This is a genomic window from Bacillus sp. F9_6S_D1_P_5, from assembly GCF_054823925.1.
Window position 1 is genome coordinate 1 of the sequence record NZ_JBTREW010000022.1, and the last position, 20,037, is coordinate 20,037.

Consider the following 20,037-nt stretch of genomic DNA (forward strand, 5'->3'; position numbering starts at 1 on the left):
TTCTAAATTCTATGATTTTATATTGTTTTCTTTCACTAAAATCAAAAAAGATTCCGGAGTGTTGGGAACCCCTTCAGGGTTTCCCAACACTCTGACGATGAATTCTCATCGTCTTTTTTATTTATCTCATTGCCTGAGCAACCTCTCTACGTACACGTCTTCCTTTTCCGTGCGGAATACAAAGTGGCGTCCCAAATAACGGATCCGTACTAATTTGACATTCCATTCGGAATACATCACGTACTAGTTTCTCATCTACTACTTCTTCTGGCTTACCTTGTGCATATATTTGTTTATCTTGAATGGCTACAATATTATCTGCATAACGGCATGCTAAATTTAAATCGTGTAATACCATAACAATTGTTCTTTGTTCTGTTTCATTTAATTCGAATAATAAATCTAGCACTTCAATTTGGTGGGTCATATCTAAATAGGTAGTAGGCTCATCCAATAAAATAATATCTGTATCTTGTGCAAGCGTCATTGCAATCCAAGCACGTTGTCGTTGTCCACCTGAAAGAGCATGCACATCACGCTCAGCAAATTCTGTCATACCTGTTGCTGCAAGGGCTTTTTGTACCATTTCCTCATCTTTTTCTGACCATTGCTTCAGCCATGTTTGATATGGATAGCGTCCTTGCTTTACAAGTTGCAATACTGTAAGCCCTTCTGGTGCTTGCGGTCCTTGCGGTAAAATTGCCATTTGACGAGCGATTTGCTTCGTTTGCATACTTTGAATGGCTTGATTATCTAATAAAATGTCACCAGTTGTTGGTTTTAGTAATCTAGCTAGTGAGCGCAATAATGTTGATTTCCCGCAACCGTTAGAACCGATAAAGATTGTAATTTCGCCTTTTGGAATTTCTAAATTCAACTCATCAATAATAATTGTTTCACCATAAGACAATGTCAAACGTTTCGTTTCCAATGCTTTTTGCATATTCATCTCCCTTTATGAATTCCGACTTTTATAAAGTAAATAAATAAAATAAGGTGCACCAATTGCTGATGTAAATACCCCTGCTGGAATTTCAAGTGGCGTGAAAACCGTACGCCCAATTAAATCTGCAGCAAGTACTAAAATTGCACCAACGATTGCCGCAACTGGGAGTAATGCACCGTATAAAGAACCAACTAGTCTTCGTGAAATATGAGGGGCCATTAAACCGACAAATCCAATTCCTCCGGCAAAGGCAACTGCTCCACCAATTAAAGCTGTACTAAGTAATAACATGAATATGCGTGACTTCGTTAAAGGGACACCAAGTCCTACCGCAATATCATCCCCTAGCTCTTGCGCATTTAAATGTCTAGCAGCTATAAATGATATTACCGTTAAAATGAGAACCCACGGCGCAAGCACCATAACGTTTTGCCATGAAGACCCGTAAACGGTGCCTGTAATCCATACATTCGCTTGACTCGCTTGGTAAATTGGCGCTAACAACATAAACAAAGTCGTTGCCGCTTTCGTTAATGCCCAAAAGCCAACACCAATTAAAACAAGACTAATCGGTGATAATCCGTCATTTCTCCATGCAAATAAATATACAAAAAGTGCTACAATCGTTGCCCCAACAAAAGCTGCTAACGGCATATAATGAATGCTTACAGTTAGCGCATTATTTTTATCACTAAATATAGCTAAAAATAATACAACAGCAACACTTGCACCACCTGTAATCCCGATAATATCAGGAGAAGCTAGTGGATTTCGAACGAGACCTTGTAAAATACATCCTGCTACAGCAAGTGCAATTCCTACAAGGATGGCAATTAAAATACGCGGCATACGAAACTTATTTACAACCATATTTGACATCGCATCGCCATTTCCAGTGATCGCTTGCCATACATCATAAGGAGCAATTTTCATGTCTCCCATACCTGCACTCGCAAAAAATAATCCTATTAAAACAACTAATAAACTGAATAAGACGAGACAAGCTCGTTTATACATTAAAAACGAGAGCCCGCCTTTTCCTATACGAAACGGAATATACTTCTTCATTTGCTAAGCCCTCTCTTACGTGCAATATAAATAAAGAACGGTGCACCAATAAATGCTGTCATAACACCTACAGGTACTTCTTGTGGCATAATGACATATCTTGCTGCTATATCAGCTAAGATTAATAGTATTGCGCCTAACAAGCCGCTATACGGTACTCTCCATCTGTGATCGACCCCAACAAGAAATCTGGCAAAATGCGGGGTAATAATTCCAATAAACCCAATCGGACCAGCGACCGCAACTGAACCACCAGATAACAAAACAATTATAAGTAACACGAATGATTTCATTAAAATTGTTCGTTGCCCAAGTCCTTTTGCAACATCTTCCCCCATCATCAATGTATTTACTTTCCCTGCCATCATAATAGATGCAATCCAGCCTATTAATAAATATGGGAATACAGATTGTAAAATTTCTAACTTTCTTCCTTGCACAGATCCGGCAAGCCAAAATAATACTTCTTCAAGCGCCTTTTCATTTAAAACAAGTAATCCTTGTGTTAATGATGAAAATAACGCACTAATTGCGACCCCTGCTAATGTTAATTTAAGAGGCGTTGTCCCCTCTTTTCCTAAAGAACTAGAAGCAAATACAAATACAGCTGCAACTGCTGCCCCTAAGAAGGCAATCCACGTGAAAGCTGATAATGATGTCACGGAAAAAAGAACAATTGCTACAACTATGAAGAAAGCAGCACCTGAATTTAATCCAATAAAATCCGGAGAAGCAAGTGGATTCTTCGTTAAAGTTTGCATAAGACAACCTGCAATGGCTAAACTAGCACCAACACTAGCTGCAATTAATGCCCTTGGTAGACGCACATTTTGAATAATAATATGCTCATTGGAACCATTAAAATGAAAAAAAGCATCTAACGCTAATTTCCAGCTCGTATTTGTATATCCGAAAATAATACTTCCCCAAATACAAGTAATGACTGCAATGATCCCAACAAATAATCCAATCCATTTTGCTCGATTTGTTTTTAATAACATGCAGCGTTTCCCCTTCAATGTATAATGATACGTTGTAAGTGTATTTCAACTTAATTCTCATTGTCAACGGAAATGAGAATTATTTTCAACCGTATGTATTGACAATCCAAAGATAAAGGCTTAATATCATGCTTGCTATTGAAAAAAATTCTCAATATGTAGGGGGTACATAATGAATTTCATGCGAAAGAAATCGTTTACAGTATTTGTATTTTTACTAGCCTTTTCATTACTTTTAAGTGCTTGTGGAAAATCAAATACGAAAGAAGAATCAAAAGAAGATACGAAAAAAGAAATGATTACTGTGGAACATGCAATGGGTAAAACAGAAGTTCCTGCTAATCCAAAACGTGTAGTTATTTTAACAAATGAAGGAACTGAAGCTGTACTTGAGCTAGGTGTGAAACCAGTTGGGGCTGTAAAATCTTGGACTGGTGATCCATGGTATCCACATATTAAAAATAAAATGAAAGATGTAAAAGTTGTTGGTGATGAAGGACAAGTGAATGTGGAAACAATCGCTTCTTTAAAACCAGACTTAATTATCGGTAACAAAATGCGTCACGAAAAAGTGTACGAGCAACTAAAAGCAATTGCACCTACTGTGTTCTCTGAAACGCTACGCGGTGAATGGAAAGATAACTTCAAATTTTATGCAAAAGCATTAAATAAAGAAAAAGAAGGTCAAAAGGTTTTAGCTGATTACGATAAACGTATGAAAGATTTAAAAGCCAAACTAGGTGATAAAGTAAATCAAGAAATCTCTATGGTTCGCTTCATGCCTGGTGATGTTCGTATTTATCATGGTGATACATTCTCTGGTGTTATTTTAAAAGAACTTGGATTTAAACGTCCTGGTGATCAAAATAAAGATGACTTCGCAGAGCGTAACGTATCTAAAGAACGTATTTCTGCAATGGATGGTGACGTATTATTCTACTTCACATTCGATAAAGGAAACGAGAAAAAAGGCTCTGAATTAGAAAAAGAATATATCAATGATCCGCTATTTAAAAATTTAAATGCAGTGAAAAATGGTAAAGCATACAAAGTTGATGACGTTATTTGGAATACAGCTGGTGGTGTAATGGCTGCTAACCTACTATTAGATGATATCGAAAAACGCTTTGTTAAATAATATTTCCCTAACCAGCTCCCCTTCTATGGAGCTGGTTATTTTTCAATTCACTTAAATGTCACATTATTTCGTTTTGTATTTTTATTCCCAATATGTTATATTATAAAAGTAAATAGAATATATTTTCTCTATATCAGAATAAATATTTTAATCTAAATTTTCTGATTAGTCTTTATTTTATTTTCTTTTAGAATTCAATTATTACATTTGAAAACGCTTATCATTGTGTTTTCAGGGCAAAATACAATAACGGTTGAAGAAAAATAGAACCTTTTTAGAAATTTTCTTTCTATTTCCATATAATTCTATTGACTTCTAAATATTTTGTAAATTAAAATGATTACATAAATATCCGTTATACAGGATTAGGGGGAAACAAAAATGGATGCAGCTTTAAAATTAGACAAAGCTGGAGAGCAACAATCACCAAAAAAACATCCACCAGGGTTGTACTTGTTGTTCTTAACAGAAATGTGGGAAAGATTTAGTTATTATGGAATGCGTGGCCTTTTAGTTCTTTATTTAACAACTGCTGCTGTTAGTGGCGGGTTAGGATTTGATAAGGCAGTCGCAGTGCAATTATATGGTACTTTTACAGCGGCAGTATATTTCATGCCAATTATAGGCGGATGGCTAACAGATCATTATATCACAAGACGTCATGCCATTACTCTCGGTGGAATTATTATGGCAATCGGAAACTTTGTACTATTCTCCATGAATACAAAAACAGGACTATTCCTTGGATTAATACTATTAGTTATTGGTAATGGATTCTTCAAACCAAATATTTCTACACTGCTAGGTGAATTGTATGGTGAAAATGATTCACGCCGTGACAGTGCATTTACTATCTTCTATATGGGTATTAACGTAGGTGCTTTCTTCGCTCCACTTATTTGTGGATTTTTAGCAGAAGATTTCTTTAAAACAAGCGTTGATGGCGTTATGGTTATGGGATATAAATACGGATTCTTAGCAGCTTGTATCGGTATGATTATTGGACAAATTGTTTTCAACTTATTAGCTCCTCGCTACCTTGGTACAGCAGGAACAACAGTTGTTGGTAAAAAAACAAAAAATCAACCTGCAATCGAAAAGAAACCTTTAACAAAACAAGAAAAAAATCGCACTTGGGCAATTGTAATTTTAACTTGTTTCGTAGTATTCTTCTGGGCAGGCTTTGAACAAGCTGGTAGTTCTTTAACACTTTATACAGATAAATTTGTTGATCGTACAATTTTTGGATGGGAAGTTCCAACATCTTGGTTCCAATCCGTTAATCCAGCGTTCATCGTACTACTTGCACCATTCGTATCTATGCTATGGTTAAAACTTTCTAAATCAAAGCGTGGCGATTTAAAAATACCAACAAAAATGGCATTTGGTATGATTTTACTAGGTATAGGTTACCTTGTTTTAACATTAGCGGTTCTAAAAACTGGAAGTAGTGAAGCTGATATAACTGTTAAAGCAAACTTATTATTCATCGTTATCACTTATATGTTCCATACAATTGGCGAACTATTCTTATCACCAATCGGTCTATCAATGGTAAGTGCAATTGCACCTGTTAAATTAGCATCATTACTAATGGGTGTATGGTTAGCTGGTTCAGGTATGGCTAACTGGTTAGCTGGTAAACTTGCTTCCTTTACACAATCATTAGGCTATCTTGAAGTATTTGCAAGTATTGGTATTATCGTTATCGTCCTAGGAGTTGTACTTCTTCTCTGCTCTAAAAAAGTTGCAAGTATGATGGAATAACAAATAAAAAAGACGCTTCTAAAATTAGAAGCGTCTTTTCTATTACTTCTCCTCTAAAGCCGTCACGTTCACGTGAACGCTTTCTCCAGGATTAGATACATCATACACTTGAGCAACTCCACTCTGCTCGTCACAGCTCTCAATCCATACTGGTACGCCCTCATATGTAACGTCAATTCTACTTGAAGAAGATAAAATTTGTTTCACACGTTTTACATCCATTCTACTATTCCTCCTTTTACTTACTACACTCCTTTCTATCTTTTCTTTTCCCTTTAGAATATATTCCATAAAACAACATGTTAATTAATAGCCTTTTCGTCCTTACATGCTAACATTTACTCTCATATCACCTTTCTGACAAATAAAAAAAGACGTATATCCCACACGTCTTTTTCCATAATATTCAAATTTTAAGAAAATAATGTTTTTACTACTTCACTTACTTTATCATTATGAATTTGATAATACACTTCTAACCCTCGTCGTTCAAAGCGTACTACTTTATTTTGTTTTAATTTCGTTAAATGTTGCGAAACAGTTGATTGCGGAATTTCTAACACTTCCTGTAATTGTGTTACATTACAAGTTCCTCGTTGCATTAGTTCCATTACTAGGCGTAAACGTAACGGATGCGCTAGCGCTCTTAACATTTGTACATCTTCTTCTGAAATACGACATTCGAATTGATTTTGGCTCATAAAGTTCCCCTCATTTTCGTTTTTATTTTCTTTTTATTTATTTATATATCTGTTCTTATATTTCCTGTTACGACATAACTTTATCAACTTATAAAGCCGAAAATTTTTTCCATCTTAACCAACAAAGAACTCAGGAAAAATTCCTTGCTGATTTTGAATATTATACTATATGATATAACGAAAAAGCAAAATAGCGAACTGCAAATACTTTGCTTGCAAACGTTGTTTTATCGGGCTTTTTGTTATATTTTCACCTCATTGCAACGTGCAGTAATGATATCGTAAAATACCATCTATAATTGATAACCTTTCGTAAAGTAGTTGGAGTATATTTAACCTCTTTGTTACACTAAAAGGAATTTTCAGTAAAAAAAGATACCGTAACATTAAAAATTAACTTATTGCTTTTTAATTCGTATTTAATAGCTTGAACTGTGACGGAATACTTCCTATTAAATGTATTCACTGTCCCCTTTCGGACTTGATCAAATAGGACAAGCTATACCAACCTAGCAAATATTAAATACTTCTGTATCCTTCCCTATTTGATCCAAAGACAGCTTCTAATATAGATTTGTAAGATCAATAATAAAAGAAAAGAATATGTAAATAATTTATTTAGCCCGCTCAAATCTATTTAAACGGGCTTTTTGTCTACTTTATGAACAAAGTATTTCTTTTAACACTATTATGGAATAATTATACTTTTTTACGTTGACAATAGTGTTGAAGGAGAATATACTAAGCATGTAAGTTGATTGTGAATAGTTTCACAAATAATGTGAATTTCTTCACATAAAATAGATAGGAGTTGTCATTATTATGAGTACTTGGACACAAATTTATGACCCATTAAACAATATTTGGTTATCTGCACTAATCGCAGCACTTCCAATTTTCTGCTTCATCATTTGTTTAATGGGACTGAAAATGAAAAGTTATATCGCTGGTCTTTACAGTGTAATCGTCGCTATTATTCTTGCTATATTCGTTTATAAAATGCCAGCAACAGTAGCTGTAGCATCTGCCGGATTCGGTGTTTTATCTGGATTTTATCCAATTTGTACTATCGTTATCGCAGCAATTTTCCTTTATAAATTAACTGTTAAAACAGAGCAATTCAATGTCATTCGTGATAGTATTTCAAGCATTACAAATGACCAACGTTTACAAGTATTATTAATCGCTTATTCTTTCGGTGCTTTCTTAGAAGGCGCAGCTGGGCTAGGGGTTCCAGTTGCTATTACAGCTGCATTACTTGTAGGTATGGGCTTTAATCCATTAAAAGCAGCAGGTATTTGTTTAGTAGCAAACATCGCTGGTGGTGCTATGGGTGCTATGGGTATCCCAGTTACAGTACCAGCACAATTAACTGAGCTAGACGCATTAACTATCGGTCGTCAAACTGTTCTTATTTTACCATTCATTAGTATTGTTTTACCTTTCTTACTTGTTTCAATGGTCGATGGAATTAAAGGTATTAAAGAAACTTGGCAAGGTATTCTTGTAAGTGGTGTTTCTTTCGCAATTACTCAGTTCGTCGTAACTTATTTCTTAGGTGCAGAACTTACTAATATTTTTGCAGCTGTTGTAAGTATGGTCTCTCTTGCATTATTCTTACGTGTTTGGCAGCCAAAATCTTCTACTAAAGAAGAAAAACAAGAAGAAAAAGAATCTCATACATTCAATCAAATTCTATATGCTTGGTCTCCATTCGTATTCTTAACTGCATTCGTAACAATCTTTAATTTAAAACCAATTAAAGCTTTATTTGCTCCGGATGGCGCACTAGCAAACTTAGTATTTAACATTCAGTTCCCTGGTCTTCATAATGCTGTTATGAAAACTACACCAATTACAAAAGCCGATACACCTTTCGCAGCTGTTTTCAAGTTTGATGTATTCTCATCTACAACTACTGCAATCGTATTAGCAATTATCGTTTCACTTATCGTATACCGCGTAAAAGGAAAAATGGTTAAAGAATTAATGGTTGAAACAATAAAAGAACTAAAAGCTCCAGTATATACAATCTGTAGCGTTATCGCTTTAGCTTACGTAGAGAACTACTCTGGTATGTCATCTACACTTGGACTTGCATTCTCTTCTACTGGTAATGCATTCCCTGTTCTTTCTCCAATCTTAGGATGGATTGGCGTATTCATTACAGGATCAGTGGTATCAAGTGGTTCATTATTTGCACCGCTTCAAGCAGTAACTGCAGATCAATTAAACATCGTTCCTTCTACTCTTGTTGCATTAAACGTAGTAGGTGGTACAATGGCAAAAATGGTTTCACCACAATCTGTAGCAGTTGCTTGTGCAGCAGTTGGACTAGTTGGTAAAGAATCTGTCCTATTTAAAACAGCAATGAAATACAGCTTAATCTTCTTAGCTATCATTAGCTTACTTCAATTAAACGCTGTATTTAATATCTTTTAAAAAAACACCGATCCAAATGGATCGGTGTTTTTTCACATTACATCTTCTTATTCTTTAATAAAGAAGCACCAGCAATTTCAGGATGTGTCATTTCGAACGGATCTAAAATAATATCCAATTCTTCTTCTGTCAGTACACCATGTTCTAAACATAACTCCCTAACAGATTTCCCTGTTTCAATTGCTTCACGCGCAATACGAGATGCTGCTTCATAACCAATATGAGGGTTTACTGCCGTAATAATTCCAACACTCTTCTCCACATATTGCTTCAGCAATTCTTCATTTGCTGTAATTCCTTTAATACAATATTCACGGAATACACGGAATCCGTTATTCATAATACTAATAGATTGAATTAAATTAAATACGAGTACAGGCTCCATTACGTTTAACTCTAATTGTCCCGCTTCTGATGCTAAGCAAATTGTATGATCATTACCAATTACTTGGAAAGCAATTTGATTGATTACTTCTGCCATAACAGGGTTTACTTTCCCTGGCATAATAGATGAACCTGGTTGACGAGCTGGCAATTGAATCTCCGCCAATCCAACACGTGGACCAGATGCCATAATACGAAGGTCATTCGCAATTTTAGACATATTCATCATACATACTTTTAATGCCGCAGATACTTCTGTGTATGCATCTGTGTTTTGCGTTGCATCAACTAAATGCTCTGCACCAACAAGTGGGAATCCGCTAAATGTTCTCAAGTGTTTAACCACTTGTTCAATGTACGTAGGGTTTGCATTTAATCCCGTACCAACAGCTGTCGCCCCCATGTTCACTTCATATAAATGTTGGCGAGACTGTTTAATTCTCTTTATATCACGCTCAAGCACGCGGCTATACGCTTCGAATTCTTGTCCAAGACGAATCGGAACAGCATCTTGTAAATGTGTACGCCCCATTTTAATAACGTGATCGAACTCTTTTGCTTTTACACGGAAAGCTGCATGAAGTTCTTCCATTGTAATAAGAAGTTCTTCTAACATCATAAGAGTTGCAATATGAATTCCCGTTGGAAACGCATCATTCGTTGATTGAGCCATATTCACATGCGTGTTTGGACTAATCTTTGCATACTCGCCTTTTTCATATCCCATACGTTCTAACGCTCGATTAGCGATTACTTCATTTGTATTCATATTAATAGAAGTTCCAGCACCGCCTTGGATTGGATCTACGATAAATTGATCATGAAATTTCCCGTCAACAATTTCTTGTGCTGCCTCTGCAATTTCATGTCCAATGTCTTTCGCTAAGTAACCAGTATCCATATTTGCAAGTGCCGCCGCTTTTTTCACAATTGCCATTGCCGTAATGAGTGACGGATGAATGCGATATCCTGTAATCGGGAAGTTTTCTACAGCACGTAATGTTTGTACACCATAATAAGCTATACTTGGTACTTCTTTTTCACCTAAAAAATCTTTTTCTATACGTATATCCTTCGTTGCTATCATTTTCATCACCTATACTTTTCATTCTAAATCCCTATCTAAAAAATTCGCCCTCTAAAAATACGAGTATCATGCAGAAGAATTTTTCAGTATCCACCTTCACTATATAGCACCTCTTTTGAAAGCGCAAACATTTAATTTTCTATATATAACTTTTATAGAAAATCATTCTTCTCCCTTCTTTATTTCTACTCGTTTAATTTGATGCATATCTTTTTCCAGAACTTTAAAAGAAAAGCCATGTTTCTCAATAATATCTCCTTCAGCAACGATTTGCTTTTGTACCATAATCCAGCCACCAATTGTATCTACATCATCAGCGATTAAGTGGATGCCAAATAAATCATTCACTTCACTAATAAGCACTTTTCCTTCTACAATTTTACACCCTTCACTTATATGCTCTATAGGCGGGTGTTCATCTTCATCGTATTCATCTCGGATTTCTCCAACAATTTCTTCTAAAATATCTTCTAATGTAACAATCCCTGCTGTACCTCCATATTCATCATACAACACAGCTAATGGAATGTGTTTTCTTTGCATTTGTAATAGCAAATCATGTATGGGAATATTTTCTAGCACTTCAATAACTGGTCTTGTATATGGCGTAATCGAGCATTCCTCCTCTCGATTACCATCCATATAACGAATAAATAAATCCTTTACATTAACCATCCCAATGATTTCATCTTTATCTTCACCGAATACAGGATATCTCGTATATTTTTCTTGCGCAATTATTTTAATATGTGTTTCAAATGGTTCGTCCTCATATAAACCTACAATTTCCGTACGCGGCACCATAATTTCCTTTGCTACTCTATTATCAAATTCAAAAATGTTATTTACATATTTAAATTCTCTTTGATTAATCTCTCCGCTCTCATAACTCTCGGATAAAATTAATCGTAATTCTTCTTCCGAATGAGCAACTTCATGTTCAGAAGCTGGATGTAATCCAAATACCCCTGTCACAAGCCTTGCAGAACCATTTAAAGCCCAAATAAACGGATACATTACTCGGTAAAAGTAAATAATTGGCTTCGATAATAGTAAGCTAACTTGCTCTGCCCTTTGTATAGCAAGCGTCTTCGGAGCAAGCTCACCAATAACAACATGTAAAAACGTAATCACTGCAAAGGCAATAATAAATGAAACTGTACTTGCAATTGCAGGAGATAAATGTAGTTTTAAAAACAACGGCTCGAGTAAATGTTTTATAGTCGGTTCGCCTAACCACCCAAGCCCTAAAGCAGTAATTGTAATACCTAACTGACATGCTGATAAATACTCATCTAAATTCGAAGTTACTTTTTTAGCTGCCAATGCTCCACGTCGTTTTTCACTAACGAGTTGGTCAATACGACTGCTACGCACCTTAATAATTGCAAACTCAACAGCTACAAAAAAACCTGTTAATGCAATAAGGATGGCCACCATCAATAATTTTATAATATCCACATATACCCTTTAGCTTTCTTAGCTAAAGTTACACCTCCTTTAAAAAAGAAGTTTCACTTTAGTTTCTTCATTTACACAAAAGCAACCCTATATAAAATTCACCAATTTCAAACCTCATACAATTCTAAAGGTAGGCCATCAGGGTCTTGGAAAAAGACGAATTTTTTTCCGGTTATTTCATCCATACGTATCAACTCAGTCTCAACACCACATTGATTTAAATGTTTCACAGCCTCTTCAATATTTGTAACAGCAAATGCTAAATGTCTAAGGCCAGCCGCTTCTGGGAAGCTTGGGCGATTAGGCGGACTTGGAAATGAAAATAATTCAATTTGATACTCTTCCCCTACACATAAATCTAACTTATAAGAATCTCGTTCCTTTCTATATACTTCATTTATCGCTTTAAAACCTAATATCCGAGTATAAAAATCCTTTGACGCTTCATAATTCGAACAAATAATTGCAACGTGGTGCACTCTACATATATTCATGCTCTATCTATTCCTTTCTTTACCAAAGATGCATATTCTCCCTTGAAATGAAAAACATATATAGCAGAATATCTCTTTTAGGGGGCTTACTATGAAATTTATTACTTTTTTCGTGGGACTTATCGTTGTTTTCTTCCTTGCTTATATTGCTAGCAACAATAAGAAACATATTAAGTTTAAACCAATTTTCATCATGCTTATTATACAGTTAATTTTAACCTATCTATTATTAAATACAGAAATCGGCCTCATACTTATTCGTGTCATTTCCAGTCTGTTTACAAAGCTACTCGAGTATGCTGCTGATGGTATAAACTTCGTATTTGGCGGTCTTGCCAATAAAGGCGAAATGTCCTTTTTCCTTACTGTATTATTACCCATTGTCTTCATTTCCGTCTTAATTGGTATACTACAACATTTCAAAATACTACCATTTTTTATTCATTGGATCGGTTACTTCCTTAGCAAAATAAATGGTCTTGGGAAATTAGAATCTTACAACGCTATCGCCTCTGCCATTGTTGGCCAATCAGAAGTTTTTATTACGGTTAAAAAACAATTAGCTCAAATTCCACAACACCGTCTTTATACACTTTGTGCTTCTGCCATGTCAACCGTATCTATGTCTATCGTAGGTGCCTATATGACAATGATCGAACCTAAATATGTAGTAACCGCACTCGTTCTCAATTTATTTAGTGGTTTTATTATCGTACTGATCATTAATCCTTACGACGTTAAAGATGACGAAGATATTTTAGAAATTAAAGGCGAAAAGCAAAGCTTTTTTGAAATGCTTGGAGAATACATTCTAGATGGCTTTCGCGTAGCTATTGTTGTCGGCGCTATGCTCATCGGATTCGTCGCATTAATTAGCTGCATTAATGACCTATTCCTCATTATATTCGGCATTACTTTCCAGCAATTAATCGGCTACGTATTTGCGCCTGTTGCATTCCTTATCGGTGTACCAAGTTCTGAAATTGTCACAGCTGGTAGCATTATGGCAACGAAGCTTGTAACGAACGAGTTTGTAGCAATGATGGACCTTAGTAAAATTTCTAATAGCCTTTCTCCTCGTACAGTTGGTATTATTTCCGTCTTCCTCGTCTCTTTTGCCAACTTTTCTTCTATCGGCATTATTTCAGGTGCGGTAAAAGGATTAAACGAAGAACAAGGAAACGTCGTTGCCAGATTTGGCCTTAAATTACTATACGGAGCTACTCTCGTTAGCATTTTATCTGCAATTATCGTAAGCATTATGTTGTAATTAGGTAAAATTTTATCATTTTCTTATCCCTATCTTTTGTATACAATAACGAATAGATGTCTTATAAATAATCAAGACATCTATTTTTTATACATGTACAATCGCTTTTATTTAGCGTACAATATTTTTTATGTGTTTGAATATGCTTCTAGATGTATACACTTTGATAGTTTTAAAGGAGAAAAAATGATGAAATCCGATATGAACAAAGATACTCGAGCCAAAAAAGGACGCTCAAAGAAGAAACGCCTCCTTTGGTTCCTTCTTATTCCACTACTGATTATAGCACTTGGAGCAGGGGGCTACTCTTTCCATATATACAGTAAAGCGAAGTCTGTGTTAAGTAATGCCTATTCTGAACTGGGCCGCGGGGATAAATCCAGCAAACGTGAAAAAGCCGTTAAACCTATGACTGATAACATTTCTGTACTCATTATGGGTGTCGATGAAAGTGAAATCAGGGACAAAAATTACGGAAAAGCAACTCGTACAGATGCGCTATTACTTGCGACAATTAATAAAAACGATAAATCAGTTAAGCTTGTCAGTATTCCACGTGACTCACGTGTCTACATTAAATCACGTGAGAAATACGATAAAATTACACATGCACACGTATTCGGTGGTGTGGACAGCACGATTGATACGGTGGAGAACTTTTTAGATGTTCCAGTTGACTACTATGTAAAATTCAACTTTAAATCATTTATCAAAATTGTTGATTCCCTTGGTGGTATTACTGTCGATGTTCCGGTTGAGTTTACAGAACAAAATAGTAAAGACGAAGCAGATGCAATTCACCTGAAAAAAGGACGTCAACATTTAAATGGAGAAGAGGCATTGGCACTAGCTAGAACTCGTCATATCGATAGTGATTATATGCGCGGACAACGACAACAGCTTGTTTTAGAAGCTATTGCTGAAAAAGCACTATCTCTTAATTCCATTAATAAAATCGGTGGCCTATTAGACGCAGTTGATAAAGACTTAAAAACAAATTTAACTTTTGATGATATGATGACAATTGCGAAAAATTCAATGGGTTCAAACTTAAAAATGGACAAATTGCAAGTAGAAGGTACTGATAAATATATAGGTGGTATTTATTATTACGTTCCAAACGAAAAAAGCGTCAATAATATTTCGACAACACTACAAGAACATCTCGGTGTTACGAATAAAAATGAACATAAAAAATTATAATAAAAAGGCTGCTAGATCTTTCTAGACAGCCTTTTTATTATATTTTTCAACATATTTCTCGTACATATTGTGACAAAAAGAGACAATTATTACAACAGTGTAACATTTTTTATAAAATCATTACACACATAGTGGAAATAATAGTATACTAGTACGTACATAATGTTATTTTCATCATTTTTATACAAAAAATGTAATACATATATTTATACGAAAATTTCTGGGGGGAAATAAATGAAGCTAAGTAAAATACTGATCGGTTCTGCAATTGCTGGAGGCATATTACTTTGTGTAGGCGGTGTTGGTGGATATCAATATGTATCCAAACTAAATAATCAGTTAGATACTACTGCACTACCAAATACTACATTTGAAGGTATTTCTCTCGACGGAAAAAATAAACAAGATATTCAAGCCATTATTAATCAAAAGGTAACTGAATTAGATCAAAAATCACTTACCTATATATCACAAAATGATAAACAAACGTACACATGGAAAGATTTAGGGATAAATTACAAAGAAAAAGACCTTATCGACAAAATCTTTAAAGAACAAGAAGGAAACGCAATGAATCGTTACAAAATGCGGAAGCAAGCGGAAAACGGTGAATTAAAACGTGACTACAAATTAACACCTCAATTAAATACAACTGCTTATGAAAGCTTTATGAAGGATAAATATAATGAAACATTAAAAAATCCTGTTAATGCTGAATTAAGTATTGAAGGCACTACAGTAAATATTAGCCAAAGTCAAAATGGAGAAAAAATCGATAAAGCAAAGTTAACTGATTTAACGAGGCAAGCCATTACTTCTGGCACACCTGACGTTACATTACCAGTTACACTATTAAAACCTGAACGTTCTACAGAAGATATACAGAAAATGGGGATTAAAGAAGTAATCGCTGAATATTCGACTCCAATGGCTGGCCGTAATGGGAATCAATCCTTTAACGTAAATAAATCAGCTAAGACTTTAAGTGGCGTTATTGTCGCACCTGATGAAACGTTTAGTTTTAATGGCCGTGTTGGCGTAACGGATGCTGCACATGGCTATAAATCCGCTGCTGTATTTTCACAAGGTAAAGTTATACAAAGTGCAGGCGGAGGTGTTTGCCAAGTTAGTAGTACTTTATATAGCGCTGCTTTAAGAGCGGATTTAGGAATTGTTTCTCGAAGCAATCATTCTATGCCTGTAAATTATTTACCACTGGGGCAAGATGCAGCAGTGGCAGATTATGGTCCAGATTTAAAATTTAAAAACAATACAGGCAATCATATTTATATTCAAGCATTTTCAAATGGAGGTAGTATTACTACACGCATTTTCGGTACAAATACTGGTAAAAATGTTGAAGTTTCTTCTCAAGTAATTAGTAGAACTAACGATAAAATAACAGCAGTTACGTATAAAAAAGTAACACAAAACGGTGAAGTAATATCTAATGGACAAATTTCAAAAAGCGTATATAAAAGCGCTCCAAAACAATAAGACACTATCAAACGGATAAATTTCAAAAACAAAAAAGGCGTGATCTACTCACGCCTTTTTCTTTTGCAATAATAATAAAAAGGTTGCAAGATGGTCTTTCGTTTCTTCTAACGACCACATACGATTCCCTTGCTTCGCAGCTAATACGCACGCCTCTTCCCAAGCATCCTTTTTCTTCATATATATTAATTCATCGCGTAATTTCAAAACAATTTCTTCGTCTTCTTGCTCTATAAACTCTTCCATCACGCCTACTATTTCATCCTCATGAACACTTAACGTACAGTACGATTTAAGAAAGTATTGTAATGTCGTATACATATGTACTCCCCCTTCTTATTTATCAGATGGATAAGAAGTAATGATCTTATACCCTAAATCTCCTGACTTATCTCTCGCTAAAACAGTAACAGTTTTTACTAACTTGTCTTTTACATTCATATTTTTCTTTATTACCGTTTTTCCAACCGGGAATGAATGTGTTGTATTTAATACGAGACGAGCCTCTTTAGAATTTTTTAACCAGTCTTGAATTTCTTTATCATGCTGCTTCAAACTATCTTTTACAGCTTTCGTCGCTGTTTCCTTATCATAGTATGTACTTGCTGCTGATACTTTATCTGTCTTCAATCGATTCTTCAAATCTTCTTCTGATTTGCCTACATGTCTTTCAATCGTATGACCATTTTTAGGTGGTCCTTCCATTTCATCTAAAATATTATCACTAATTTTTTCTACTGATGTCGATTGATTCCCTGTTTGTTTCTCTGTTTTTTGTTCTTTTCCTGCACATCCACTTAAGATCAGCATTAGTGCCATTAAACTACTCAAGAAAAGACTACTTATTCGTTTCATCATATCACCTCTTTCATGATTATTATCGTAACTTCACTAAAAGTCAATTTCACACCGAAAAAACATACACATTTTTTAAATTCCTCACCTATTTTGCCATATTATCAGCCACTTTTCATAAAACCGCTATTTTCGACCCTTCTATAAATATACCCCTACGTTTTTATAATTATTTCCCAAGTTAAATCACCCCTAAAAACACAAAGAAAACCCTTTAATAACAAGGTTTGATTTTTGTTTTTTAAGAAACAAAAATATACCCCTAGTTTTATATACCTAATACCCTTATAAGGTATATAAGTGGTGTTTTATCAACGTTTTCTACATTATGTAAATTTATACTTGCCTACATAATGAAAATATGGTGTAATGCAAAAAAAGATAAAGGATTTTAAACGATGGCTGAAACAATTCAAAACTTCTTAACAGATTACTATTCAATCGCAATTCCACTTAGTATCTTAATTAACATCATCATCAGTCTTTTAGGTTTTATCCCTAGTATTTTTTTGACCGCTATTAACATACAGCTCTTTGGCGTAACGAACGGAACCATTATTTCGATCGCAGGTGAGGCATTAGGGGCTATTATCTCGTTTTATATTTATCGTATAGGCCTTCAAAAGTTCACTCACGATAAAGTAAATAAGTACCCAAAGGTAGAGCGTCTTCTTTATGTACAAGGCAGAGAGGCCTTTCTACTCGTCCTATCGTTCCGCCTCATTCCTTTCATTCCGTCCAGTATCGTGACTTTATTTGCGGCTCTAGGCAAAATGTCATTACTCTCCTTCAGTATTGCCAGTACAATAGGTAAAATACCGGCTTTGTTAGTCGAGGTATATTCGGCTTACCATGTCATGAATGGAACGAATGAAGCGAAGTGGATTGTAACAATCGCAGGCGCTATTGGATTGTTTTATTTGTGGAAAAAATGGAGAAAAAAATAAAGAAGGAGCATAGGCTCCTTCTTTATTTTTGAGGTATTTTATTAATAATAATCTCTTAAATCCTTAGTTTACACCAACAGCACTATATGATTGCTTAACTGCTGCTACTTCTGCAGAGCTAGCACCATATAAGTCAGCTGCAGCTTGTACTAATCCAGCACGAGCTTGACTAAACGTAGTAGATTGCGTGAAATATTGCGTATTTGCACGATAATAAATCGCTCCTACTTTATCTTTACCAATACCGTTCACAGTAACACCGTAATGCGTACCACCATTCGCTAATAAGTAAGCCGCTTTGTTAATAATACCGCTATTTGTATGAACGCCACCGTTATCACCAGTGCCAGTGTAACGCTTAGAATAATGATCTGGATCACCATATTTCGTTGGATCACTCATAGAGCGAAGTGCATCTCCAGCTTTACCAGGCGTGTAAATATCTTCACCAATTTCCCAATCAGGGTTACGGTTATCATAATACTCTACTAATGTACCAAATACATCTGAGATAGCTTCATTTAATGCTCCTGATTCATTTTGATAAATTAAATCTGAGCTATACTCTGTAACAGCATGCGTTAATTCGTGACCAATTACATCAATACCACCAGATAATGAAGTGAACGTTACACCATCACCATCTCCGTATACCATTTGTGAGCCGTTCCAGAATGCATTATTATACTTACTTCCGTAATGAACTGTTGATTTTAATGGTGCTCCTGCATCATTAATAGAGTTTCTATTAAATGTAGCTTTATAGTAATCATATGTTTTACCTGCATAGTAATGAGCATCTACTGCTGCTGCATCATACGCTGCATTGAAAACATTATCTGCATCTACCCATAATGTTCCTGGTAATGTTGAGCGGTTTTTCGCATCATATGTGAAAATCGTTGCTCCGCGCGTATTATCTTGTAAATAGTAAGATGATGCAGATAACGTTGTATTAAGCGATTTCGTATCTCCTAATACACCTTTACCAGTACCCACTGCATTTGTTCCTGTTACAGGCTTTACAGCTGGTTTCGCTTCCTGTTTAGGTGCCTCTTGCTTAACTGGTGATTTATCTTCATTTGCTACATGATCCAATTTATTATATTTATTTAATACTTTACCACTGTCTGCTTCAATGAAATAGTAGTAGTTTCCTGGGCTCGGCTCTAAGAAGTTTAAATTTACAACGTATGCATATGTTGTTTCTTCACCATTTTGATATACATATAAGTCCGCTTTTGGTTCTACCTCATATTTAGGTGTAACACCTAAATCTTTTTGCGCAATTTCAATTGCTTTTGCGCCTTCGATCTTATTTTTATTTTTCAACTTTTCTTTTTTGTCTAAATCAGGTGCAACTGTTCCAGACAATACTTTTAAAGAACCATCTTTACTTACGTGAGCTACTTGCGTAGAACCCCATACAGGTACTCCTTCGTATACTTGTTGTAAACGTAATACTGTTGAATCAGTTACAGCATCTTTCTTCGCTTGTTTCACTTTGAAAGAATCTTGCGCACTCTTTTCCCCTAACTTATAATCACCTTTTGCTGCGTTTAAGTAATCAAACACAACAGATTCTGCTTTCTTACCAGTTGCTCCAGTTAAATCCCCAGAAACAAACTCCGGTGACTGTACTGTCTCATTGTACTTCTTCGTAGAGAGCACATTTTTAGAATCTGCAAATGCAGAGCCTGTCCCTCCAAACGTTGTAACTGCCATTCCTGTCGCTAACACTAACGCTAAACTTTTCTTTTTCATGAACCTTCCCCC

Annotated in this window: 18 protein-coding genes; 7 read left to right on the forward strand and 11 right to left on the reverse strand. The window is 35.2% G+C overall.

Annotated features, from left to right (window positions below; all coding sequences use genetic code 11):
• Positions 1–121 precede the first annotated feature (121 nt).
• The 3 genes from ACUXEY_RS22375 to ACUXEY_RS22385 are packed head-to-tail and all read right to left on the reverse strand — an operon-like array spanning position 122 to position 3,015.
• Positions 122–943 carry an ABC transporter ATP-binding protein gene (locus ACUXEY_RS22375; RefSeq protein WP_429602008.1) on the reverse strand — a complete coding sequence of 274 codons (822 nt, stop codon included), beginning with the start codon at positions 941–943 and terminating at the stop codon, positions 122–124.
• A gap of 12 nt (positions 944–955) precedes the next feature.
• Positions 956–2,014: a FecCD family ABC transporter permease gene (locus ACUXEY_RS22380; protein ID WP_000760067.1), complete on the reverse strand. Its 1,059-nt coding sequence runs from the start codon at positions 2,012–2,014 to the stop codon at positions 956–958.
• A complete protein-coding gene (locus ACUXEY_RS22385) occupies positions 2,011–3,015 on the reverse strand; it encodes a FecCD family ABC transporter permease (RefSeq protein WP_098096025.1) in 1,005 nt (334 codons plus the stop codon). Before ACUXEY_RS22385 ends, ACUXEY_RS22380 begins: the two co-directional genes overlap by 4 nt.
• Before the next feature lie 172 nt (positions 3,016–3,187).
• On the opposite strand from ACUXEY_RS22385, the gene ACUXEY_RS22390 reads away from it, so the two are divergent.
• Both ACUXEY_RS22390 and ACUXEY_RS22395 read left to right on the forward strand, forming a co-directional pair.
• A complete protein-coding gene (locus ACUXEY_RS22390) occupies positions 3,188–4,153 on the forward strand; it encodes an ABC transporter substrate-binding protein (RefSeq protein ID WP_166704596.1) in 966 nt (321 codons plus the stop codon).
• A gap of 381 nt (positions 4,154–4,534) precedes the next feature.
• On the forward strand, positions 4,535–5,920 hold the full coding sequence (locus ACUXEY_RS22395) for a peptide MFS transporter (protein ID WP_088313982.1): 1,386 nt from the start codon (positions 4,535–4,537) through the stop codon (positions 5,918–5,920).
• Between the two features lie 42 nt (positions 5,921–5,962).
• Here the strand turns inward: ACUXEY_RS22395 and ACUXEY_RS22400 are convergent, their stop codons facing one another.
• Both ACUXEY_RS22400 and ACUXEY_RS22405 read right to left on the reverse strand, forming a co-directional pair.
• Complete coding sequence (locus tag ACUXEY_RS22400; RefSeq protein ID WP_000382683.1) at positions 5,963–6,142, reverse strand: acid-soluble spore protein H; 180 nt, start codon at positions 6,140–6,142, stop codon at positions 5,963–5,965.
• A 191-nt stretch (positions 6,143–6,333) separates the two neighbouring features.
• Positions 6,334–6,621 (reverse strand): ArsR/SmtB family transcription factor, encoded by a 288-nt coding sequence (locus ACUXEY_RS22405; RefSeq protein ID WP_000081429.1) that lies wholly within the window; start codon positions 6,619–6,621, stop codon positions 6,334–6,336.
• Between the two features lie 822 nt (positions 6,622–7,443).
• Between ACUXEY_RS22405 and ACUXEY_RS22410 the strand changes: the two genes are divergently transcribed.
• Positions 7,444–9,063, forward strand: a complete 1,620-nt coding sequence (locus ACUXEY_RS22410; RefSeq protein ID WP_166704594.1) for an L-lactate permease — start codon at positions 7,444–7,446, stop codon at positions 9,061–9,063.
• A 37-nt stretch (positions 9,064–9,100) separates the two neighbouring features.
• Here ACUXEY_RS22410 and aspA read toward each other — a convergent pair whose 3' ends face one another.
• The 3 genes from aspA to gloA2 all read right to left on the reverse strand — a co-directional run bounded on the left by aspA (position 9,101) and on the right by gloA2 (position 12,489).
• Complete coding sequence (gene aspA / locus ACUXEY_RS22415) at positions 9,101–10,534, reverse strand: aspartate ammonia-lyase (RefSeq protein ID WP_461301637.1); 1,434 nt, start codon at positions 10,532–10,534, stop codon at positions 9,101–9,103.
• Positions 10,535–10,696: 162 nt separating this feature from the next.
• Positions 10,697–11,995: a hemolysin family protein gene (locus ACUXEY_RS22420; RefSeq protein ID WP_429602010.1), complete on the reverse strand. Its 1,299-nt coding sequence runs from the start codon at positions 11,993–11,995 to the stop codon at positions 10,697–10,699.
• A gap of 107 nt (positions 11,996–12,102) precedes the next feature.
• Entirely contained in the window at positions 12,103–12,489 is a 387-nt protein-coding gene (gloA2, locus tag ACUXEY_RS22425) for an SMU1112c/YaeR family gloxylase I-like metalloprotein (RefSeq protein WP_166704591.1), read from the reverse strand.
• A 91-nt stretch (positions 12,490–12,580) separates the two neighbouring features.
• On the opposite strand from gloA2, the gene ACUXEY_RS22430 reads away from it, so the two are divergent.
• The 3 genes from ACUXEY_RS22430 to ACUXEY_RS22440 all read left to right on the forward strand — a co-directional run bounded on the left by ACUXEY_RS22430 (position 12,581) and on the right by ACUXEY_RS22440 (position 16,459).
• The gene (locus ACUXEY_RS22430) at positions 12,581–13,759 is read left to right on the forward strand and encodes a NupC/NupG family nucleoside CNT transporter (RefSeq protein ID WP_461301638.1); all 1,179 of its coding nucleotides are present in this window, start codon (positions 12,581–12,583) and stop codon (positions 13,757–13,759) included.
• Between the two features lie 186 nt (positions 13,760–13,945).
• Positions 13,946–14,962 (forward strand): LCP family protein, encoded by a 1,017-nt coding sequence (locus tag ACUXEY_RS22435; RefSeq protein WP_461301639.1) that lies wholly within the window; start codon positions 13,946–13,948, stop codon positions 14,960–14,962.
• Positions 14,963–15,196: 234 nt separating this feature from the next.
• Positions 15,197–16,459 carry a VanW family protein gene (locus tag ACUXEY_RS22440; RefSeq protein ID WP_461301640.1) on the forward strand — a complete coding sequence of 421 codons (1,263 nt, stop codon included), beginning with the start codon at positions 15,197–15,199 and terminating at the stop codon, positions 16,457–16,459.
• 48 nt (positions 16,460–16,507) lie between these two features.
• On the opposite strand, the gene ACUXEY_RS22445 is transcribed toward ACUXEY_RS22440, so the two are convergent.
• Complete coding sequence (locus ACUXEY_RS22445) at positions 16,508–16,780, reverse strand: hypothetical protein (RefSeq protein ID WP_166704587.1); 273 nt, start codon at positions 16,778–16,780, stop codon at positions 16,508–16,510.
• Positions 16,781–16,795: 15 nt separating this feature from the next.
• Positions 16,796–17,314 carry an RNase A-like domain-containing lipoprotein gene (locus ACUXEY_RS22450; RefSeq protein WP_000822716.1) on the reverse strand — a complete coding sequence of 173 codons (519 nt, stop codon included), beginning with the start codon at positions 17,312–17,314 and terminating at the stop codon, positions 16,796–16,798.
• A gap of 398 nt (positions 17,315–17,712) precedes the next feature.
• On the opposite strand from ACUXEY_RS22450, the gene ACUXEY_RS22455 reads away from it, so the two are divergent.
• Entirely contained in the window at positions 17,713–18,261 is a 549-nt protein-coding gene (locus ACUXEY_RS22455) for a TVP38/TMEM64 family protein (RefSeq protein ID WP_461301641.1), read from the forward strand.
• A 63-nt stretch (positions 18,262–18,324) separates the two neighbouring features.
• On the opposite strand, the gene ACUXEY_RS22460 is transcribed toward ACUXEY_RS22455, so the two are convergent.
• Positions 18,325–20,025, reverse strand: coding sequence for a M4 family metallopeptidase (locus ACUXEY_RS22460; protein ID WP_166704585.1), 1,701 nt, complete (start codon positions 20,023–20,025; stop codon positions 18,325–18,327).
• Positions 20,026–20,037: the final 12 nt, after the last annotated feature.

Bases quoted from the DNA above. Each gene is read 5' to 3' on its own strand.
- ACUXEY_RS22375 (WP_429602008.1), bottom strand. From the start codon at position 943: ATGCAAAAAGCATTGGAAACGAAACGTTTGACATTGTCTTATGGTGAA.
- ACUXEY_RS22380 (WP_000760067.1), bottom strand. From the start codon at position 2,014: ATGAAGAAGTATATTCCGTTTCGTATAGGAAAAGGCGGGCTCTCGTTT.
- ACUXEY_RS22385 (WP_098096025.1), bottom strand. From the start codon at position 3,015: ATGTTATTAAAAACAAATCGAGCAAAATGGATTGGATTATTTGTTGGG.
- ACUXEY_RS22390 (WP_166704596.1), top strand. From the start codon at position 3,188: ATGAATTTCATGCGAAAGAAATCGTTTACAGTATTTGTATTTTTACTA.
- ACUXEY_RS22395 (WP_088313982.1), top strand. From the start codon at position 4,535: ATGGATGCAGCTTTAAAATTAGACAAAGCTGGAGAGCAACAATCACCA.
- ACUXEY_RS22400 (WP_000382683.1), bottom strand. From the start codon at position 6,142: ATGGATGTAAAACGTGTGAAACAAATTTTATCTTCTTCAAGTAGAATT.
- ACUXEY_RS22405 (WP_000081429.1), bottom strand. From the start codon at position 6,621: ATGAGCCAAAATCAATTCGAATGTCGTATTTCAGAAGAAGATGTACAA.
- ACUXEY_RS22410 (WP_166704594.1), top strand. From the start codon at position 7,444: ATGAGTACTTGGACACAAATTTATGACCCATTAAACAATATTTGGTTA.
- aspA (WP_461301637.1), bottom strand. From the start codon at position 10,534: ATGATAGCAACGAAGGATATACGTATAGAAAAAGATTTTTTAGGTGAA.
- gloA2 (WP_166704591.1), bottom strand. From the start codon at position 12,489: ATGAATATATGTAGAGTGCACCACGTTGCAATTATTTGTTCGAATTAT.
- ACUXEY_RS22430 (WP_461301638.1), top strand. From the start codon at position 12,581: ATGAAATTTATTACTTTTTTCGTGGGACTTATCGTTGTTTTCTTCCTT.
- ACUXEY_RS22435 (WP_461301639.1), top strand. From the start codon at position 13,946: ATGATGAAATCCGATATGAACAAAGATACTCGAGCCAAAAAAGGACGC.
- ACUXEY_RS22440 (WP_461301640.1), top strand. From the start codon at position 15,197: ATGAAGCTAAGTAAAATACTGATCGGTTCTGCAATTGCTGGAGGCATA.
- ACUXEY_RS22445 (WP_166704587.1), bottom strand. From the start codon at position 16,780: ATGTATACGACATTACAATACTTTCTTAAATCGTACTGTACGTTAAGT.
- ACUXEY_RS22450 (WP_000822716.1), bottom strand. From the start codon at position 17,314: ATGAAACGAATAAGTAGTCTTTTCTTGAGTAGTTTAATGGCACTAATG.
- ACUXEY_RS22455 (WP_461301641.1), top strand. From the start codon at position 17,713: ATGGCTGAAACAATTCAAAACTTCTTAACAGATTACTATTCAATCGCA.
- ACUXEY_RS22460 (WP_166704585.1), bottom strand. From the start codon at position 20,025: ATGAAAAAGAAAAGTTTAGCGTTAGTGTTAGCGACAGGAATGGCAGTT.